We start from the raw sequence: 20,231 nt of genomic DNA on the forward strand, positions 1-20,231 counted from the left end.
CCCGTGTTTATAGATTGAGCAATCCCCCTATGCGTTTGAACCCCGGACAACAACATGCCGTCGAATTTGTCACCGGACCTTGCCTGGTGCTGGCGGGGGCGGGTTCTGGTAAAACACGCGTTATCACTAACAAAATTGCCCACCTTATTCGTGGCTGTGGGTATCAGGCGCGCCACATTGCTGCGGTGACCTTTACCAACAAGGCGGCGCGTGAGATGAAAGAGCGTGTCGGGCAAACGCTGGGACGTAAAGAAGCGCGCGGCTTGATGATTTCCACTTTCCATACGCTGGGGCTGGATATCATCAAGCGGGAATATGCCGCGCTGGGGATGAAATCCAACTTCTCGCTATTCGATGACACCGATCAGGTGGCGTTGTTGAAGGATCTGACTGAAGGGCTGATCGAAGACGATAAAGTGGTGCTGCAACAGCTGATCTCGACGATCTCCAACTGGAAAAACGATCTGAAAACCCCGGCGCAGGCAGCGGCCAGCGCGAAGGGCGAGCGGGAGCGCATTTTTGCTCACTGCTACGGCTTGTACGATGCGCATATGAAGGCATGTAACGTGTTGGATTTTGATGATCTGATCCTGCTGCCCACGCTGCTGTTGCAACGTAATGAAGAGGTGCGAGAACGCTGGCAGAATAAAATTCGCTATCTGCTGGTGGATGAATATCAGGACACCAACACCAGTCAGTACGAACTGGTTAAGCTGTTGGTGGGCCAGCGCGCACGTTTTACAGTGGTGGGGGATGATGATCAGTCCATCTACTCCTGGCGCGGCGCCCGCCCGCAAAACCTGGTGCTGCTGAGCCAGGATTTCCCGGCTTTGCAGGTGATTAAACTCGAGCAGAACTACCGTTCCTCCGGGCGTATCCTGAAGGCGGCGAATATTCTCATCGCTAACAATCCTCATGTCTTTGAAAAACGTCTCTTTTCTGAGCTGGGTTATGGCGCCGAGCTTAAAGTGTTGAGCGCGAACAATGAAGAGCATGAAGCCGAGCGCGTCACGGGTGAACTTATCGCCCATCACTTTGTGAATAAAACCGAATACAAGGATTACGCCATTCTGTACCGCGGGAATCACCAGTCGCGGGTATTTGAAAAATTCCTGATGCAGAACCGGATCCCGTACAAAATTTCTGGCGGCACGTCGTTCTTCTCCCGTCCTGAGATTAAAGATCTGCTTGCCTACCTGCGCGTTTTGACCAATCCGGATGATGACAGCGCGTTTTTGCGCATTGTGAACACCCCAAAACGTGAAATCGGCCCGGCCACCCTGCAAAAACTGGGTGAATGGGCGATGACCCGCAACAAGAGTTTGTTTACCGCCAGCTTTGATATGGGGCTTAGCCAGACACTGACCGGGCGTGGGTATGATTCACTCACTCGCTTTACGCAGTGGTTGGGCGAAATCCAGCGCCTGGCGGAGCGTGAACCGATTGCAGCGGTACGCGACCTCATTCACGGAATCGACTACGAATCCTGGTTGTATGAAACTTCGCCCAGCCAAAAAGCCGCTGAGATGCGCATGAAAAACGTCAACCAGCTGTTTAGCTGGATGACGGAGATGCTGGAAGGCAGTGAAATTGATGAACCGATGACGCTTACCCAGGTGGTGACGCGCTTCACCCTGCGCGACATGATGGAACGTGGCGAAAGTGAAGAGGAGTTAGATCAGGTTCAACTGATGACGCTGCATGCTTCAAAAGGCCTCGAATTTCCGTACGTCTTTATGGTGGGGATGGAAGAGGGCTTCCTGCCGCACCAGAGCAGTATTGATGAAGATAATATCGATGAAGAGCGCCGTCTGGCCTACGTTGGGATCACGCGTGCACAGAAAGAGCTTATCTTCACGTTGTGCAAAGAACGCCGTCAGTATGGCGAGCTGGTGCGCCCGGAGCCGAGTCGTTTTCTGTTAGAGCTGCCGCAGGATGATCTGGTGTGGGAACAGGAACGTAAAGTGGTGAGTGCAGAAGAACGGATGCAGAAAGGGCAGAACCATCTGGCAAATTTGAAAGCGATGATGGCGAAAGCAAAAGGACAATAAGTTGAAGCGAATAAGGACGTTTGTATGAAATTAGTGGCTTTAACTATTTCGTTTTTTACCACATTAGTGGTTTATCCCGTCTTTGGTGCAGAAATTACGAACGTTACCTTGAGCCAAAGCCCTTTGGCTCAACCTGTAAGGAATTGCAGTCTTTCTCTTAAAAAGTTCCTGGCAAGTTCTAATCAATATTGGATTGCCAAAGAGCATCCACGACCTGAAGATCTTCGTTTTCTTATTGAACACCATGATGATCGTAAGGGGCTGGAATTTATTCAAATCACGAATGAGCGTGAGAGGAAAATAGATTCAGCACCTGGGGCAGGTCATTATGGGTGGGTAGTGTATGATCCTAAGACGGGAGAATTATGGGATGAAAGCCGTGATCCAGACCAACCGGAGAAACTTTCTGTTGATTCGACTGCCGCTCAAGAATATCGCTCCTGTCGTGCATTAGATGAACAATGTTATCAGGCGAATCAGAACATGAGCGATGATCCCACTGGCGGTTTCTACCCTAATCCTTTTGAAATTGCAGGTGATTCCAGCGAGCGCTATGTGAAGTATTCTCAAAAACGGCAACCCTTTTATTGGTCACCTAATAAACACTGCGCTGTTCAGGCATTTCTTGTTAACAACGATAAGGTTTATGCACTGTCCTGGGGACGAAATAATGGCTTTGTCTGGAGCCGCTATATCAATCCCAAAACGAAGCAAACTACAGAAGGCTGGCTTCCAGAAGATATGCTGGTGACAAAAGAGCAGGTTTGCAACGATGCCAGGTTGAAATCCGGAGTAGAAAATCCTTCCGCCAGCGAGTTTGTAATGCGGGAGGTTGCTAACAAGCAACAGCGCCTCTATTTCTATGATGCGCCAGATAAAGTCTGTCCCCGTGGAGAGAATACATTCATTGTTGCTGGTGATAACGTTCAGGTGTTGAATCGGCCTGCGTACGCTGGTTATTCCTTTGTTCGCTACACCCATCCGGTGACACAGAATGTGACAGTAGGATGGGTTTCTGCCAGTGAATTGAGGTAGTCCATCGCTGTTAACGAACGTCCAGCGGCCAGTGGACATAGCTTTGCCACTGGCTTTCCTGATCAATAAGTTCTTTGCCCAGCGGATGATGCGCAAGCCAGCCTTCACGGAGGAATAATGTCAGATTTTCATTCTGTGCTTGCAAGACAATTTCCGGCACCAGATCGTCGCGTCGACGGCTGGCAAAAATAATGGCCAGTCGCAGTAAGCGACAAAGATGTTCTGCCATGCGCGGAGGAACCGCATTTTGCTGGTGGAGAGAGGAGAGATCGACAGGGTTGGTCTGATTTAATAATAGCGTTGCCAACAATTTCTTTTGCGCAGGCGTAAAGCCGGGCAAATCAAGATTGCGCACCAGGTAGGCCGCATGTTGCGGCGCTTGCCTGAAATCGACGCTTAACCCAATCTCATGTAACTGGCAGGCACTTATCAATATTTCGCGGCTGATCGGTTCAATATGCCACTCATTCTCCACCTGACCGAGGAAAGCGACCGCAATATTTGCGACATGGTTTGCTTGTTCAGTATCGACCATAAATCGCCGCTGAATGTTACGCAACGTGCGGCTGCGAATATCCTGCTCAACGGCGAGGTGTAGCATCCCGTAGACCAGACCTTCACGTAAGGCGCCGCCGGCAAGGGTCATGCACTGAATGTTCAGTTCGGTGAAAATGGCGATCAGAATGGCCAGACCGCTTGGGAATACCAGAGCGCGTTCGAGTGTTAACCCCTCAATTTCCAGCTCTTCCAGACGACCGCAATGAATGGCGCGCTGCTTTAACTGTTGAAGCTTCGCCAGCGTAATACGCTCATCCATGCCTTGCGCCATCATGATTTCTTGTAGCGCTTGCACTGTGCCAGAAGCACCCACACACACTTTCCAGCCATGATAACGCAACTCGTCAGCAACGGGACGCAGCACTTCGCGTGCGGCTTTTTCCGCCTCATCAAAGTTTTCCTGCGCCAGGTTACGATCGGTAAAGTAACGCTCAAGCCAGGTAACGCAACCCATCGATAAACTAAACAGGGAGGTGGTTTGCGCTCCGGTACCGGTAACCATTTCAGTGCTGGCTCCGCCGATATCGACAACCAGACGCTGGTCAGCGCCGCCGGTGGTATGGGCGACCCCCTGATAAATCAGACGGGCTTCTTCTTCACCGCTAATAACCTGAATGGGACAACCGAGAATATCTTGTGCTTTGGCAATAAACTCACCCGCATTGACTGCAAGACGTAATGTTGCTGTTGCGACCACGCGGATTTGCGGTTGGGGAATATCTTGCAGGCGTTCAGCAAATAGACGCAGGCATTGCCAGCCGCGCTCCATTGCTTCTACGGAAAGTGTATTATCGCTGTTCAGCCCGGCAGCCAGACGCACCTTGCGCTTGATGCGGGTAAGCGTCTGGATGCTTCCTGCCACCTCGCGTACAACCAGCATATGAAAACTATTGGAACCGAGATCGATAGCTGCATAAAGCGACGAGGTGGAGCTGAGCATATTTTCTTAACCTGAACGACGACGGTTACGAGGTGCGCCAGTGCGGCGTGGCCCGTTACCAGGGCGCGAACGCGTCAGACGCAATGGCTTAGGCAAATCGGTCATCAGCGCGTCCGGATTGTATTTGCTCACCGGAATAGAGTGACCAATGTAGGTCTCAATCGCTGGCAGATTCAATGCGTACTCTTCGCAGGCCAGACTGATGGAATGACCGCTTGCGCCAGCACGACCTGTACGGCCGATACGGTGGACGTAATCTTCACAGTCATCCGGCAGATCGTAGTTAAAGACGTGTGTCACCGCTGGAATGTGCAGACCGCGCGCCGCAACGTCAGTTGCAACCAGAATATCAAGGTCACCACGGGTAAATTCATCGAGAATGCGCAGACGCTTTTTCTGTGCCACGTCGCCGGTCAACAGACCTACGCGATGACCATCAGCGGCAAGGCTACCCCAGATCTCTTCGCAACGATGTTTGGTATTCGCAAAAACAATGGCGCGATCTGGCCACTCTTCTTCGATCAGCGTTTGCAGTAAACGCATCTTTTCTTCATTAGAAGGGTAGAAAAGCTCTTCTTTAATGCGATGACCCGTCTTTTGTTCCGGTTCAACTTCAACGTATTCGGCGTTGTTCATCTGCTCGAAAGCCAGTTCACGAACACGGTAAGAGAGGGTAGCAGAGAACAACATGTTCAGACGCTGAGTGGCTGGCGGCATACGGCGGAACAGCCAACGGATATCTTTAATAAAGCCCAGATCGTACATACGATCGGCTTCATCAAGCACGACGACCTGAATAGCGCCAAGGTTGATATGATTCTGTTTCGCGTAGTCGATCAGACGACCTGTGGTGCCGATCAGAATATCGACGCCGCTTTCCAGCACTTTAAGCTGTTTGTCGTAACCGTCACCGCCGTAAGCCAAACCTAGCTTCAGGCCGGTCGTTTGAGCCAGAGGCTCCGCATCAGCGTGGATCTGCACGGCTAATTCGCGTGTCGGCGCCATAATTAGCGCGCGCGGCTGATTCACTTTGCGATCGGCAATCGCGGGATGAGAGAGAAGATAATGAAACGTTGACGTCAGAAACGCCATCGTTTTCCCGGTACCGGTTTGCGCCTGCCCTGCAACATCACGACCTGCCAGCGTTAGCGGGAGGGCCAGTGCCTGAATGGGCGTGCAGTTATGAAACCCTTTTTTTTCAAGGGCTTCTATCACCTTAGGATGCAGGGCGAAGTCGGAAAACTTCTGTTCTGTTAAATGTGTTTTGCTCATAGTGTGGTAGAATATCAGCTTACTATTGCTTTACGAAAGCGTATCCGGTGAAATAAAGTCAACCTTTAGTTGGTTTTGAAGGCTGCGTCCCTCAATTGTGAGTGATGGTGGCCCTGAGCGACACATCCTGAACCAACATGCCAGGCTTATTCCTGTGGAGTTATATATGAGCGATAAAATTATTCACCTGACTGACGACAGTTTTGACACGGATGTACTCAAAGCGGACGGGGCGATCCTCGTTGATTTCTGGGCAGAGTGGTGCGGACCGTGCAAAATGATCGCCCCGATTCTGGATGAAATCGCTGACGAATATCAGGGCAAGTTGACGGTTGCTAAACTGAACATTGACCAGAACCCAGGCACTGCGCCGAAGTATGGTATCCGTGGCATCCCGACCCTGTTACTGTTCAAGAACGGTGAAGTAGCTGCAACCAAAGTGGGCGCTCTGTCCAAAGGTCAGCTGAAAGAGTTCCTCGACGCCAACCTGGCGTAAGGAAATATCATGTTCGGGCGACCGGCATCCTAAATTAGGTGGATGACTGGACGCCCGGCTTGAGTCATGCTAAGTTAGTGTTGACTTCGTATTAAACATACCTTATTAAGTTTGAATCTAGTTTTATCCAATACTTCCCGTTTTATCTCACGCGAGAAGTGGACAGATTCCTGGCTTGTCACTCAATCCGTCTTGTCGTTTCAGTTCTGTGTACTTTCCTGTGACCAGACAGCGAACAGACATGAGTTGATGGCCGTAAACAGGCATGGATGATCCTGCCATACCATTCACAACATTAAGTTCGAGATTTACCCCAAGTTTAAGAACTCACACCATTATGAATCTTACCGAATTAAAGAATACGCCGGTTTCTGAGCTGATCACTCTCGGCGAAAATATGGGGCTGGAAAACCTGGCTCGTATGCGCAAGCAGGACATTATTTTTGCCATCCTGAAGCAGCACGCAAAGAGTGGCGAAGATATCTTTGGTGACGGTGTGCTGGAGATATTGCAGGATGGATTTGGTTTCCTCCGCTCTGCAGACAGCTCCTACCTCGCCGGTCCTGATGACATCTACGTTTCCCCCAGCCAAATCCGTCGTTTCAACCTCCGCACTGGTGATACCATTTCTGGTAAGATTCGCCCGCCGAAAGAAGGCGAACGCTACTTTGCGCTGTTGAAAGTTAACGAAGTTAACTATGACAAACCGGAAAACGCCCGCAATAAAATCCTGTTTGAGAACTTAACTCCGCTGCACGCAAACTCTCGTCTGCGTATGGAACGTGGTAACGGTTCAACAGAAGATTTGACTGCTCGCGTACTGGATCTGGCTTCGCCAATTGGCCGTGGTCAGCGTGGTCTGATTGTGGCGCCGCCGAAAGCCGGTAAAACAATGCTGCTGCAGAACATCGCGCAGAGCATTGCGTACAATCACCCGGACTGCGTGCTGATGGTCCTGCTGATTGACGAACGTCCGGAAGAAGTGACAGAGATGCAGCGTTTGGTGAAAGGTGAAGTGGTTGCTTCTACCTTTGACGAACCCGCATCTCGCCACGTTCAGGTTGCAGAAATGGTGATTGAGAAGGCGAAACGCCTGGTTGAGCATAAGAAAGACGTTATCATTTTGCTCGACTCCATCACTCGTCTGGCGCGTGCTTACAACACCGTGGTGCCAGCTTCCGGTAAAGTGCTGACCGGGGGGGTGGACGCCAACGCTCTGCATCGTCCGAAACGTTTCTTCGGTGCTGCGCGTAATGTGGAAGAGGGCGGTAGCCTGACCATCATCGCGACGGCGCTGATTGATACCGGCTCCAAAATGGACGAAGTTATCTACGAAGAGTTTAAAGGTACAGGTAACATGGAACTGCACCTTTCTCGTAAGATCGCCGAAAAACGCGTCTTCCCGGCTATCGACTACAACCGTTCCGGCACCCGTAAAGAAGAGCTGCTCACCACTCAGGAAGAGCTGCAGAAGATGTGGATCCTGCGCAAAATTATTCACCCAATGGGCGAAATCGATGCTATGGAATTCCTCATCAACAAACTGGCGATGACCAAAACCAACGACGACTTCTTCGATATGATGAAACGTTCGTAAGCCAGTTTTTACGAGAAAACGCCACGTTTTTACGTGGCGTTTTGCATTTATATCTGTAATCTTAACGACACCTTTACAAAAGTACGGTATCACATGCCGTTGCTTTGCGTTTTATTCATGATTCGTACCGTGTGGTTGATAATTATACAAAAGCACCTGATTCAGAACAGGGTTTCCCTTCTGAATAAAGGTCTTCATGGTTATACTTCTGCTATTAATTTTCTCTGAGAGCATGCATTGTGAATTTACTTACAGTGAGTACTGATCTCATCAGTATTTTTTTATTCACGACACTGTTCCTGTTTTTTGCACGTAAGGTGGCAAAAAAGGTCGGTTTAGTGGATAAACCCAACTTCCGCAAACGTCACCAGGGACTGATACCGCTAGTTGGTGGAATTTCGGTTTACGCGGGTATTTGCTTCACTTTTGGAATTGTTGATTATTACATTCCACATGCTTCTCTCTATCTGGCTTGTGCTGGCGTACTGGTCTTTATTGGTGCACTTGACGATCGCTTTGATATCAGCGTAAAAATTCGCGCCACTATTCAGGCCGCTATCGGCGTCGTCATGATGGTCGCCGGTCAACTCTATTTACGCAGCCTGGGGTACATTTTTGGCCCCTGGGAGATGGTTCTCGGTCCTTTCGGTTATTTTCTTACGCTCTTCGCCGTGTGGGCAGCCATCAATGCTTTCAACATGGTCGACGGTATTGACGGGCTGCTCGGCGGACTTTCCAGCGTTTCGTTCGCGGCTATGGGGCTTATTCTGTGGTTTGATGGACAGACGAGCCTGGCTGTTTGGTGTTTTGCGATGATTGCCGCCATCCTGCCTTACATTATGCTGAACCTGGGGATTTTGGGGCGTCGCTACAAAGTCTTTATGGGCGATGCGGGCAGTACGTTGATTGGATTCACCGTCATTTGGGTTCTGCTGGAAACGACGCAGGGTAAGACACACCCGATAAGCCCGGTAACGGCGCTGTGGATTATTGCCATTCCATTAATGGATATGGTGGCGATCATGTACCGTCGCTTGCGTAAAGGGATGAGCCCTTTCTCTCCCGATCGCCAACACATTCATCATTTGATCATGCGCGCAGGGTTTACTTCCCGACAGGCTTTTGTGCTTATTACGCTGGCTGCAGCGATTCTGGCATCAATCGGCGTTGCGGCAGAATATTCTCATTTTGTCCCCGAATGGGTCATGTTGGTGCTCTTTTTGCTAGCATTCTTCCTTTATGGTTACTGTATTAAACGGGCCTGGAAGGTGGCAAGATTTATCAAGCGTGTGAAGCGCAGACTCCGTAGGAACCGTGATAACAAGCCAAATCTAACCAAGTAAATTGAGGATACGATGACACAACCATTACCGGGGGCACACGCTGTGAGCGCTGAAAATGAACTGGATATTCGTGGGTTGTTTCGTACCTTATGGGCTGGAAAACTATGGATTGTGGGTTGTGCGCTGGTCTTTGCGCTTGTTGCGCTAGCCTACACTTTTTTTGCGCGCCAGGAGTGGAGTGCAACCGCTATCTCAGACCGTCCAACCGTCAATATGCTGGGAGGTTATTACTCTCAGCAACAGTTCTTACGTAATCTGGACGTAAAGGCGAGTGTTGCGCCCCCCGATCAACCTTCCGTCATGGATGAAGCGTATAAAGAGTTCGTGATGCAGTTGGCTTCGTGGGATACCCGTCGCGATTTCTGGTTACAGACGGATTATTACAAACAGCGCATGGTCGGAAACAGCAAAGCCGATGCGGCTATGCTCGATGAGATGATCAACAATATTCTGTTTACGCCAGGCGATGTTGCCCGCAATACCAATGACAGTGTAAAGCTGGTGGCAGAAACGGCGCCTGATGCCAATAATTTGCTGCGACAGTATGTCGCATTTGCCAGCCAGCGGGCAGCAAGTCACCTCAACGAAGAATTAAAAGGGGCATGGGCGGCGCGTACGGTACAAATGAAAGCGCAGGTGAAACGCCAGGAAGAGGTCGCCAAAGCGATTTTCTCTCGTCGCGTTCATAGCATTGAACAAGCGCTTAAAATCGCAGAACAACATAATATTTCTCGCACTTCTACTGATATTCCTGCCGATGAATTGCCCGATTCTGAGCTATTTTTGCTTGGACGTCCGATGTTGCAGGCTCGACTCGAAAACCTGCAGGCCGTCGGTCCCGCGTTCGATCTGGATTACTTCCAAAACCGGGCTATGTTAAACACACTGAATGTCGGTCCAACCCTGGATCCGCGTTTTCAGACCTATCGTTATTTGCGTACGCCGGAAGAACCGGTAAAACGTGATAGCCCACGCCGTGCCTTCCTGATGATGATGTGGGGCATTGTGGGGGGGCTGATCGGTGCTGGTGTCGCACTAACCCGTCGCCGCACGATTTAGCAACACCGTTGCAGTGAGGGGCTGGGCCCTCACTGCCAATCCGAAGAGAATCGATGTGAAAGTACTGACTGTATTTGGCACGCGACCGGAGGCGATTAAAATGGCGCCTCTGGTTCATGCGCTGGCAAAAGACCCTTATTTTGAGGCCAAAGTTTGCGTCACTGCGCAGCATCGGGAGATGCTGGACCAAGTGTTAAACCTCTTTTCCATCGAACCTGACTACGATCTCAACATAATGCAACCGGGTCAGGGACTAACGGAAATAACCTGTCGGATCCTGGAAGGACTAAAGCCTATCCTTGCTGACTTCAAGCCTGATGTAGTGCTGGTTCATGGGGATACAACAACAACTATTGCCACCAGTCTGGCTGCCTTTTATCAACGTATTCCGGTGGGGCATGTAGAGGCCGGATTGCGTACTGGCGATTTGTACTCCCCCTGGCCTGAAGAGGCCAACCGCACGTTGACCGGGCATCTGGCGATGTATCATTTTGCGCCGACTGAAAACTCACGGCAGAATTTGCTGCGGGAAAATATTCCTGATAGTCGCGTTTTCGTCACCGGTAATACGGTCATTGACGCGCTGATTTGGGTTCGAGACCGTGTTCTGGCAAGCGATACCTTACGGGCAGAACTGGCTGAGCAGTACCCTTTCCTCAGCAACAATAAAAAAATGATCCTGGTAACAGGCCATCGCCGCGAAAGTTTTGGCAAGGGTTTTGAGCACATCTGTCATGCATTGGCAGAGATTGCTGCCGCTAATCAGGATGTGCAGATTGTCTATCCGGTGCACCTGAATCCTAATGTCAGCGAACCGGTCAACCGTATTCTGGGTCACGTTGAAAATGTGATTCTGATTGAACCGCAGGACTATTTGCCCTTCGTTTGGCTGATGAACCACGCCTGGCTTATCCTGACCGATTCCGGCGGGATTCAGGAAGAGGCGCCATCATTAGGTAAGCCTGTGCTGGTAATGCGTGAAACCACGGAACGACCGGAAGCGATTACCGCAGGTACGGTGCGTCTGGTTGGAACCGATCCGCAGCGTATTGTGGAAGAAGTCACGCGCTTGCTGCACGACGAAAATGAATATCAAACCATGAGTCGCGCCCATAATCCTTATGGTGATGGTCAGGCATGTGGGCGGATTTTACACGCGTTAAAAAATAATCGGGTATTGCTATGAGTTTTACGACCATTTCTGTTGTTGGGCTGGGATACATTGGACTGCCAACAGCAGCCGCTTTTGCTTCCCGCCAAAAGCATGTCATTGGCGTGGATGTTAACCAGCATGCGGTGGAAACCATCAATCGCGGTGAGATCCACATCGTTGAACCGGACCTGGGCAGCGTCGTGAAAAAGGCTGTTGAAGGGGGATTTCTGCGTGCCACGACGACCCCTGTTGAAGCCGATGCCTATCTGATAGCAGTACCGACGCCTTTCAAAGGCGATCATGACCCCGATATGGTGTATGTCGAGGCGGCGGCTAAGTCTATTGCGCCTGTGCTGAAGAAAGGCGCGTTGGTGATCCTCGAGTCGACCTCTCCGGTCGGGGCGACAGAGCAGATGGCCGCGTGGCTGGCGGAGATGCGTCCTGATTTGACTTTCCCACAGCAAGTGGGTGAGCAGGCAGATGTGAATATTGCATACTGCCCAGAACGCGTGTTGCCGGGTCAGGTGATGGTCGAGCTGATCAAGAATGATCGCGTGATTGGCGGTATGACGCCAGTTTGCTCAGCGCGCGCCAGTGAACTCTACAACATCTTCCTTGAAGGTGAATGTGTAGTAACGAATTCCCGTACGGCAGAGATGTGTAAGCTGACCGAAAACAGTTTTCGTGATGTGAATATTGCATTTGCTAATGAACTGTCGCTCATTTGCGCCGATCAGGGGATCAACGTCTGGGAGCTGATTCGTCTGGCGAACCGCCACCCGCGTGTGAATATTCTCCAGCCTGGTCCCGGCGTCGGTGGGCACTGCATTGCCGTCGATCCGTGGTTTATCGTGGCGCAAAACCCACAGCAGGCGCGTCTTATCCGTACCGCTCGCGAAGTGAACGATGGTAAACCGCATTGGGTGGTTGACCAGGTAAAAGCCGCCGTGGCGGATTGTCTGGCTGCGACAAATAAACGCGCCAGCGAAGTGAAAATTGCCTGCTTTGGTCTGGCATTTAAGCCCAACATTGATGACCTGCGCGAAAGCCCGGCGATGGGCATTGCACTGAACATTGCCCAGTGGCACGCAGGTGAAACACTGGTGGTGGAGCCGAACATTCACCAACTGCCGAAAAAACTGAATGGCCAATGTACTTTAGCCACGCTGGAAAACGCGCTGGCTGACGCCGATGTACTGGTGATGCTGGTTGATCATAACGAATTTAAAGCGATTAACGGTGATGCGGTTCACCAGCAATATGTGGTGGATACCAAAGGAGTCTGGCGTTAATGAAACGGATCCTGGTAACCGGCGGCGCCGGGTTTATCGGCTCTGCTGTCGTGCGGCATATTATCAACAATACGTCTGATGCGGTGGTGGTAGTCGATAAACTCACCTACGCAGGAAACCTCATGTCGCTGGCCTCTGTCGCTCAAGATGACCGTTTTGCGTTTGAGAAAGTGGATATTTGTGATCGGGCTTCGCTTGAGCAAGTCTTCCAACAGTATCAGCCGGATTACGTTATGCATTTGGCGGCTGAAAGCCATGTAGACCGCTCTATTGATGGCCCGGCGACGTTCATTGAAACCAACATCGTCGGGACTTATACGCTGTTGGAAGCGGCAAGAGCTTACTGGAACGCGCTGCCCGATGAGAAAAAATCGACATTCCGCTTCCACCATATCTCCACCGATGAAGTCTACGGCGATCTGCACTCTACGGATGATTTCTTCACCGAAACCACCCCGTATGCGCCAAGTAGCCCCTATTCTGCCTCGAAAGCCAGCAGCGACCATCTGGTTCGTGCCTGGTTGCGCACCTATGGTTTGCCAACGCTAATTACCAATTGTTCCAATAACTATGGTCCTTACCACTTCCCGGAAAAACTGATTCCGCTGATGATCCTCAACGCGCTGGCGGGAAAACCGTTGCCGGTGTATGGCAATGGACAGCAAATCCGCGACTGGCTTTTTGTAGAAGATCACGCGCGTGCGCTTTATTGCGTGGCGACCACCGGGAAAGTGGGTGAAACCTATAATATTGGTGGTCACAACGAACGTAAGAATCTCGAGGTGGTGGAAACTATTTGCGCGTTGTTGGAAGAGCTGGCACCGAACAAACCGTATGGCGTGGCGCACTATCGCGATCTGATCGCGTTTGTCGCCGACCGCCCAGGGCATGATTTGCGCTATGCCATTGATGCGTCGAAGATTGCCCGCGAACTTGGCTGGATGCCGCAGGAAACGTTTGAAAGCGGTATGCGTAAAACAGTGCAATGGTATCTGGCTAATGAAACCTGGTGGAAACAGGTGCAGGACGGTAGCTATCAGGGTGAACGTTTAGGCTTGAAAGGCTAAATTGCGGCGGGGGAATCTATGAAAGGTATCATTCTGGCAGGCGGTTCAGGCACCCGGTTGCACCCGATTACGCGCGGTGTGTCAAAACAGCTATTGCCTATCTACGACAAACCGATGATCTACTACCCGCTCTCCGTGCTGATGCTGGCGGGGATCCGCGAAATCCTGATCATCACTACGCCGGAAGACCAGGGATATTTCAAGCGCTTACTGGGTGATGGTTCAGAGTTTGGCATTGCATTACATTATGCCGAACAACCCAGCCCTGACGGCCTGGCACAGGCGTTTATCATCGGTGAAGACTTTCTGAATAGTGAACCTTCCTGCCTGGTTCTTGGGGATAATATCTTTTTTGGTCAGGGGTTTAGTCCGAAACTACGCCACGTTGCAGCGCGTACAGAAGGGGCGACGGTCTTTGGCTACCAGGTTATGGATCCTGAGCGCTTTGGTGTGGTGGAGTTTGACGACAATTTCCGCGCTGTCTCGCTGGAAGAGAAACCGAAACAGCCGAAATCCAACTGGGCAGTAACCGGACTTTATTTCTACGACCATAAAGTTGTTGAGTATGCGAAACAGGTAAAACCTTCAGAACGCGGCGAACTGGAGATCACCTCAATCAACCAGATGTATCTGGAGGCGGGAAATCTGACGGTTGAGCTACTGGGGCGCGGTTTTGCCTGGCTGGATACGGGAACACATGACAGCCTGATTGAAGCGAGTACCTTTGTGCAGACGGTGGAAAAACGGCAGGGATTTAAGATAGCCTGCCTGGAAGAGATAGCCTGGCGTAACGGTTGGCTGGATGACGAAGGTGTGAAACGTGCCGCCAGTTCGCTAGCGAAAACAGGCTATGGCCAATATTTACTGGAGTTACTCCGTGCCCGTCCACGCCAGTATTGAACCGCTGAACTGGGAAAATACGTTCTTTGGCGTGAACAGCGCCATTGCGCGTATCAATCCCGATGCACCTCTGTTGACGCCAGACGCCTTACAGCCCTGGTCACGGGTGCAGGCAAAAATTTCAGCGTCGTGTGTGGATGAGCTGGATGCCTTACAAGAACTGGGATTCTCGCTGGTCGAAGGTGAAGTCGATTTAGCGCTGTCAGTCGCAAACGTCCGGGATGACGGCGGCGCAGAAGTGGCACAACAGGCAGATATTCCGGTGTTACGCCAGTTGGCCAGTGAAGCGTTTGCTCAAAGCCGCTTTCGTGCGCCGTGGTATGCGCCAGATGCCAGCGCCCGTTTCTACGCACAATGGATCGAGAATGCGGTGCTGGGCACGTTTGACCATCAGTGTCTGGTTCTCCGGGAGACGGGGGACGAGATTCGTGGTTTTGTTTCGCTGCGTGAATTGAATGACGCCGATGCGCGAATTGGCCTGTTGGCTGGACGCGGAGCGGGAGCTGAATTAATGCAGGCTGCGCTCAGTTGGGCGCAATCTCGCGGAAAAACAACATTGCGGGTGGCGACCCAGATGGGCAACACCGCTGCGCTTAAACGTTACATACAGAGTGGTGCCAACATCGAAAGCACCGCGTATTGGTTATACAGGTGACAAAATGATTCCATTTAACGCACCGCCGGTGGTGGGAACCGAACTCGAATACATGCAATCGGCCATGGGCAGCGGCAAACTTTGCGGAGACGGCGGTTTTACACGCCGCTGTCAGCAGTGGCTGGAGCAACGTTTCGGCAGTGCAAAAGTACTGCTGACACCGTCCTGTACCGCCTCGCTTGAGATGGCGGCGCTGTTGCTCGACATTCAGCCTGGCGATGAAGTTATCATGCCGAGCTACACCTTTGTTTCGACAGCGAATGCTTTCGTATTGCGCGGGGCTAAAATCGTCTTTGTTGATATCCGCCCGGATACCATGAACATTGATGAGACGCTTATCGAAGCCGCTATTTCTGAGAAGACGCGAGCTATTGTGCCGGTTCATTACGCGGGCGTTGCCTGTGAGATGGACGTCATTATGGCGCTGGCGGAAAAGTATAATCTGTTTGTGGTCGAAGATGCCGCGCAGGGCGTCATGTCCACTTATAAAGGTCGCGCGTTAGGCACGATTGGGCATATTGGCTGCTTCAGTTTCCATGAAACCAAAAACTACACCGCTGGTGGTGAAGGCGGCGCGACGTTGATTAATGATCGATCGTTAATCGAGCGTGCGGAAATTATCCGCGAAAAAGGCACTAACCGTAGCCAGTTCTTCCGTGGTCAGGTGGACAAATACACCTGGCGGGATATTGGTTCCAGCTATCTGATGTCCGATCTCCAGGCCGCATATCTGTGGGCGCAACTGGAAGCGGCAGATCGCATCAATCAACAGCGTCTGACGTTGTGGCAGACATATTATGACGCCCTGGCTCCGCTGGCGCGTGCTGGACGCATTACTTTACCTTCAATCCCTGATGGTTGTGCGCAAAATGCCCATATGTTCTACATCAAATTGCGGGATATTGATGATCGGAGCGCGTTGATTAACTTTATGAAAGAAGCCGAAATTATGGCGGTCTTCCACTACATTCCGCTGCATGGTTGCCCGGCGGGTGACAAATTTGGTGAGTTTATCGGCGAAGATCGCTACACCACCAAAGAGAGCGAGCGCTTGCTGCGCCTGCCGCTGTTTTACAATCTGTCACCCACCAATCAGCGTACGGTGATCACGACTTTGCTCAACTACTTCTCCTGAAATGTCGCTCGCAAAAGCGTCCCTGTGGACGGCTGCCAGCACGCTGGTAAAAATTGGCGCGGGACTATTGGTGGTGAAGCTGTTGGCTGTGGCGTATGGTCCCGCAGGCGTCGGTCAGGCGGGTAACTTTCGCCAGATGGTGACGGTGTTGGGCGTTTTGGCTGGCGCTGGCATCTTTAACGGTGTCACCAAATACGTTGCCCAGCATCACGATAATCCGGCGCAATTGCGCAATGTGGTCGGCACTTCCTCGGCGATGGTTCTGGGATTCTCGACTCTGCTGGCGCTGATCTTTTTGCTGGCGGCGGCCCCCATCAGCCAGGGGTTGTTTGGACATACTCACTATCAGGGGTTGGTGCGTCTTGTTGCCCTGGTGCAAATGGGGATTGCCTGGGCGAATCTTCTGTTGGCGCTGATGAAAGGGTTTCGTGACGCGGCGGGTAATGCCTTATCGCTGATCGTAGGTAGTGTGTTGGGCGTGATTGCCTGGTATGTCTGCTATCGCGTCGGCGACTACGAAGGCGCATTGTTAGGTATGGCGTTAGTACCCGCGTTGGTCGTTGTGCCTGCTGCGGCGCTGCTGCTTAAGCGTGGAACGCTCCCTCTGCGCTATCTTAAACCTTCCTGGAATGGCGTCCTTGCCGGGCAACTCTGTAAATTTACGTTGATGGCGCTGATCACATCTATCACGATTCCGGTAGCGTATGTGATGATGCGAAACCTGCTGGCGGCACACTACAGCTGGGATGACGTTGGGATCTGGCAAGGTGTCAGCAGCATTTCTGATGCATATCTGCAATTTATTACCGCCTCGTTTAGCGTTTATCTCCTGCCGACATTGTCGCGTCTGACGGAAAAGCGCGATATTACGCGGGAACTCGTGAAGTCGCTCAAGTTTGTTTTACCGGCGGTCGCGGTAGCGAGCTTTACCGTGTGGTTGCTGCGCGATTTTGCCATCTGGCTGTTGTTTTCCGCTAAATTTACGGCGATGCGCGATTTATTCGCCTGGCAGCTTGTCGGCGATGTATTGAAAGTGGGTGCATATGTTTTTGGCTATTTGGTGATCGCCAAAGCATCGCTGCGGTTTTATATTCTGGCCGAAATTAGCCAGTTCATTTTGTTGACGGCATTTGCCCACTGGCTGATCCCCGCGCATGGCGCGCTGGGAGCGGCACAGGCGTATATGGCAACGTATATCGTCTATTTTTCTCTTTGTTGTGGCGTATTTTTACTCTGGCGTAGGCGGGCATGACTGTACTGATTCACGTACTGGGATCGGATATCCCTCACCATAATCAAACCGTGTTGCGGTTTTTCAATGACGCGCTGGCCGCCACGAGCGAGCATGCGCGCGTCTTTATGGTTGCTGGCCAGGATGCGGGATACAGTGAAAGCTGCCCGGCGCTCTCATTGAGCTTCTATACCGGTAAAAAAACACTGTCAGACGCGGTGATTGCGCTTGCGAAAGCCAATCGCCAACAGCGCTTCTTCTTCCACGGTCAGTTCAATACCAGCCTGTGGCTGGCGCTGTTGAGCGGCGGAATTAAGCCGGAACAGTTTTACTGGCACATTTGGGGCGCGGATCTGTATGAAGTTTCCAGTGGGCTGAAATTCAAACTGTTTTATCCTATTCGCCGCATGGCACAGGGTCGTGTGGGTGGGGTGTTTGCCACTCGCGGCGACCTCAGCTATTTCGCCCAGCGTCATCCGCGCGTACGTGGAGAATTGCTCTACTTCCCGACGCGAATGGACCCATCATTGAATAACCTGGCAAATGAGCGCCAGCGTGAAGGGAAAATGACGATTCTGGTGGGAAATTCCGGCGATCGCAGCAACGAGCATATTGCGGCGTTACGTGCGGTACACCAACAGTTTGGCGATACAGTGAATGTCATCGTGCCAATGGGGTATCCGGCGAATAACGAGGTCTATATCGAAGAGGTTCGCCAGGCCGGTCTGGCGCTGTTTAGCGCTGAAAATTTACAGATCCTCAGTGAAAAGCTGGCGTTTGATGCGTATCTTGCGCTGCTTCGTCAGTGTGATTTGGGGTATTTTATTTTTGCGCGTCAGCAGGGGATAGGGACGTTGTGCCTTCTGATTCAGGCTGGGATCCCGTGTGTGCTTAACCGCGAGAATCCGTTCTGGCAGGATATGGCGGAGCAGCATCTCCCGGTGCTGTTCACGACCGATCTTCTCAATGAACCCGTCGTTCGTGAAGCGCAGCGCCAGCTGGCGTCTGTCGATAAGAACGGCATTACCTTCTTTAGCCCGAACTATCTGCAACCCTGGCATAAAGCGTTACAGATTGCCGCAGGAGACGTTGTATGAGTTTGATGCAATTCAGCGGTCTGCTGGTGGTCTGGCTGCTTTCTACCCTGTTTATCGGCATGCTGACCTGGTTTGAGTTTCGTCGCATTCGCTTTAACTTCAATGTGTTTTTCTCGTTGTTGTTTCTGCTGACGTTCTTTTTTGGCTTTCCTCTGACCTGCGTCCTGGTGTTTCGTTTTGACGTGGGGGTGGCACCGCCAGAAATTCTGCTGCAGGCGCTGTTGTCTGCGGCCTGCTTCTATGCGGTTTATTACGTCACATATAAAACGCGCTTGCGTAAGCGGGTTTCAACTACACAGCGGAAGCCGCTTTTTACGATGAACCGGGTTGAGACGCATCTTACCTGGGTATTACTGATGGGGATTGCGTTGGTGAGCGTGGGGATTTTCTTCATGCACAACGGATTTCTGCTGTTCAAGCTCAATTCATACAGTCAGATCTTCTCCAGTGAAGTTTCCGGCGTGGCATTGAAGCGCTTCTTCTATTTCTTTATTCCGGCGATGCTGGTGATTTATTTTTTACGTCAGGACAGCAAAGCGTGGCTGTTCTTTTTGGTCAGCACCGTCGCATTCGGTTTGCTTACCTACATAATTGTCGGCGGCACGCGCGCCAATATCATCATCGCGTTTGCCATCTTTCTGTTTATTGGCATTATTCGTGGCTGGATTTCACTCTGGATGCTGGCAGCGGCGGGTGTACTGGGGATCGTCGGCATGTTCTGGCTGGCGCTGAAGCGCTACGGGATGAACGTCAGCGGCGATGAAGCGTTTTACACCTTCTTGTATCTGACCCGGGATACGTTCTCCCCGTGGGAGAACCTGGCGCTGTTATTGCAGAACTATAACAATATCGATTTTCAGGGCCTGGCGCCTATCGTCCGTGATTTTTATGTCTTTATCCCATCCTGGCTCTGGCCAGGACGTCCTGGTATTGTGCTCAACTCCGCGAATTATTTTACCTGGGAAGTTCTCAACAACCACTCGGGCCTTGCTATCTCTCCGACTCTTATCGGTTCGCTGGTCGTGATGGGAGGGGCGTTGTTTATTCCGCTCGGGGCTATTGTGGTTGGATTGATTATCAAGTGGTTCGACTGGTTGTATGAACTGGGTAATCGGGAAACCAATCGTTATAAGGCGGCGATTCTGCACAGTTTTTGCTTTGGCGCCATCTTCAATATGATTGTCCTTGCACGAGAAGGGCTGGATTCGTTTGTCTCACGGGTGGTTTTTTTCCTCGTGATTTTTGGTGTTTGTTTGTTGGTGGCGAAACTGTTGTTCTGGCTTTTTGACTCTGCCGGACTCATTCAAAAACGAAAATCCGCGCTGCCGCAGACACAGGTTGAAGGGTAAA

General features: G+C 51.4%; 18 protein-coding genes. 16 read left to right on the plus strand and 2 right to left on the minus strand.

Annotated features, from left to right (window positions below; all coding sequences use genetic code 11):
• Nucleotides 1–29: 29 nt before the first annotated feature.
• Both rep and CJP72_RS07845 read left to right on the plus strand, forming a co-directional pair.
• Nucleotides 30–2,051: a DNA helicase Rep gene (gene rep / locus CJP72_RS07840; RefSeq protein ID WP_162380316.1), complete on the plus strand. Its 2,022-nt coding sequence runs from the start codon at nucleotides 30–32 to the stop codon at nucleotides 2,049–2,051.
• Nucleotides 2,052–2,075: 24 nt separating this feature from the next.
• A complete protein-coding gene (locus CJP72_RS07845; protein ID WP_162380317.1) occupies nucleotides 2,076–3,086 on the plus strand; it encodes a hypothetical protein in 1,011 nt (336 codons plus the stop codon).
• Between the two features lie 10 nt (nucleotides 3,087–3,096).
• Here the strand turns inward: CJP72_RS07845 and gppA are convergent, their stop codons facing one another.
• Both gppA and rhlB read right to left on the minus strand, forming a co-directional pair.
• A complete protein-coding gene (gppA, locus tag CJP72_RS07850) occupies nucleotides 3,097–4,584 on the minus strand; it encodes a guanosine-5'-triphosphate,3'-diphosphate diphosphatase (RefSeq protein WP_162380318.1) in 1,488 nt (495 codons plus the stop codon).
• Between the two features lie 6 nt (nucleotides 4,585–4,590).
• Nucleotides 4,591–5,856, minus strand: a complete 1,266-nt coding sequence (gene rhlB, locus CJP72_RS07855; RefSeq protein WP_162380319.1) for an ATP-dependent RNA helicase RhlB — start codon at nucleotides 5,854–5,856, stop codon at nucleotides 4,591–4,593.
• A 166-nt stretch (nucleotides 5,857–6,022) separates the two neighbouring features.
• On the opposite strand from rhlB, the gene trxA reads away from it, so the two are divergent.
• The 14 genes from trxA (at nucleotide 6,023) to wzyE (ending at nucleotide 20,230) form a co-directional block, all read left to right on the plus strand.
• Nucleotides 6,023–6,352, plus strand: coding sequence for a thioredoxin TrxA (gene trxA / locus CJP72_RS07860; protein WP_001280776.1), 330 nt, complete (start codon nucleotides 6,023–6,025; stop codon nucleotides 6,350–6,352).
• Between the two features lie 130 nt (nucleotides 6,353–6,482).
• A complete protein-coding gene (locus CJP72_RS26110) occupies nucleotides 6,483–6,602 on the plus strand; it encodes a rho operon leader peptide (protein ID WP_162380372.1) in 120 nt (39 codons plus the stop codon).
• Between the two features lie 87 nt (nucleotides 6,603–6,689).
• Entirely contained in the window at nucleotides 6,690–7,949 is a 1,260-nt protein-coding gene (rho, locus tag CJP72_RS07870; RefSeq protein ID WP_002437993.1) for a transcription termination factor Rho, read from the plus strand.
• Between the two features lie 239 nt (nucleotides 7,950–8,188).
• Nucleotides 8,189–9,292 carry a UDP-N-acetylglucosamine--undecaprenyl-phosphate N-acetylglucosaminephosphotransferase gene (wecA, locus tag CJP72_RS07875; protein WP_162380320.1) on the plus strand — a complete coding sequence of 368 codons (1,104 nt, stop codon included), beginning with the start codon at nucleotides 8,189–8,191 and terminating at the stop codon, nucleotides 9,290–9,292.
• 12 nt (nucleotides 9,293–9,304) lie between these two features.
• Nucleotides 9,305–10,351 (plus strand): ECA polysaccharide chain length modulation protein, encoded by a 1,047-nt coding sequence (gene wzzE / locus CJP72_RS07880; RefSeq protein WP_162380321.1) that lies wholly within the window; start codon nucleotides 9,305–9,307, stop codon nucleotides 10,349–10,351.
• A 55-nt stretch (nucleotides 10,352–10,406) separates the two neighbouring features.
• Nucleotides 10,407–11,537 carry a non-hydrolyzing UDP-N-acetylglucosamine 2-epimerase gene (wecB, locus tag CJP72_RS07885; RefSeq protein WP_162380322.1) on the plus strand — a complete coding sequence of 377 codons (1,131 nt, stop codon included), beginning with the start codon at nucleotides 10,407–10,409 and terminating at the stop codon, nucleotides 11,535–11,537.
• Nucleotides 11,534–12,796, plus strand: a complete 1,263-nt coding sequence (gene wecC, locus CJP72_RS07890; RefSeq protein ID WP_162380323.1) for a UDP-N-acetyl-D-mannosamine dehydrogenase — start codon at nucleotides 11,534–11,536, stop codon at nucleotides 12,794–12,796. The genes wecB and wecC overlap by 4 nt, the downstream gene beginning before the upstream one ends.
• Nucleotides 12,796–13,863 (plus strand): dTDP-glucose 4,6-dehydratase, encoded by a 1,068-nt coding sequence (gene rffG, locus CJP72_RS07895; RefSeq protein ID WP_162380324.1) that lies wholly within the window; start codon nucleotides 12,796–12,798, stop codon nucleotides 13,861–13,863. The genes wecC and rffG overlap by 1 nt, the downstream gene beginning before the upstream one ends.
• A gap of 18 nt (nucleotides 13,864–13,881) precedes the next feature.
• The gene (rfbA, locus tag CJP72_RS07900) at nucleotides 13,882–14,763 is read left to right on the plus strand and encodes a glucose-1-phosphate thymidylyltransferase RfbA (RefSeq protein ID WP_162380325.1); all 882 of its coding nucleotides are present in this window, start codon (nucleotides 13,882–13,884) and stop codon (nucleotides 14,761–14,763) included.
• A complete protein-coding gene (gene rffC / locus CJP72_RS07905) occupies nucleotides 14,741–15,418 on the plus strand; it encodes a dTDP-4-amino-4,6-dideoxy-D-galactose acyltransferase (RefSeq protein ID WP_162380373.1) in 678 nt (225 codons plus the stop codon). Before rfbA ends, rffC begins: the two co-directional genes overlap by 23 nt.
• A gap of 4 nt (nucleotides 15,419–15,422) precedes the next feature.
• Entirely contained in the window at nucleotides 15,423–16,553 is a 1,131-nt protein-coding gene (rffA, locus tag CJP72_RS07910; protein WP_162380326.1) for a dTDP-4-amino-4,6-dideoxygalactose transaminase, read from the plus strand.
• Between the two features lies 1 nt (nucleotide 16,554).
• Entirely contained in the window at nucleotides 16,555–17,805 is a 1,251-nt protein-coding gene (gene wzxE / locus CJP72_RS07915) for a lipid III flippase WzxE (RefSeq protein WP_162380327.1), read from the plus strand.
• Complete coding sequence (locus CJP72_RS07920; protein WP_162380328.1) at nucleotides 17,802–18,881, plus strand: TDP-N-acetylfucosamine:lipid II N-acetylfucosaminyltransferase; 1,080 nt, start codon at nucleotides 17,802–17,804, stop codon at nucleotides 18,879–18,881. The genes wzxE and CJP72_RS07920 overlap by 4 nt, the downstream gene beginning before the upstream one ends.
• Nucleotides 18,878–20,230 (plus strand): ECA oligosaccharide polymerase, encoded by a 1,353-nt coding sequence (wzyE, locus tag CJP72_RS07925; RefSeq protein WP_162380329.1) that lies wholly within the window; start codon nucleotides 18,878–18,880, stop codon nucleotides 20,228–20,230. Before CJP72_RS07920 ends, wzyE begins: the two co-directional genes overlap by 4 nt.
• The last annotated feature ends 1 nt before the right edge of the window (nucleotide 20,231 follow it).

It is taken from the genome of Citrobacter sp. NCU1 (genome assembly GCF_010231475.1).
In the GTDB taxonomy this organism is placed as follows: Bacteria; Pseudomonadota; Gammaproteobacteria; order Enterobacterales; family Enterobacteriaceae; genus Citrobacter_D.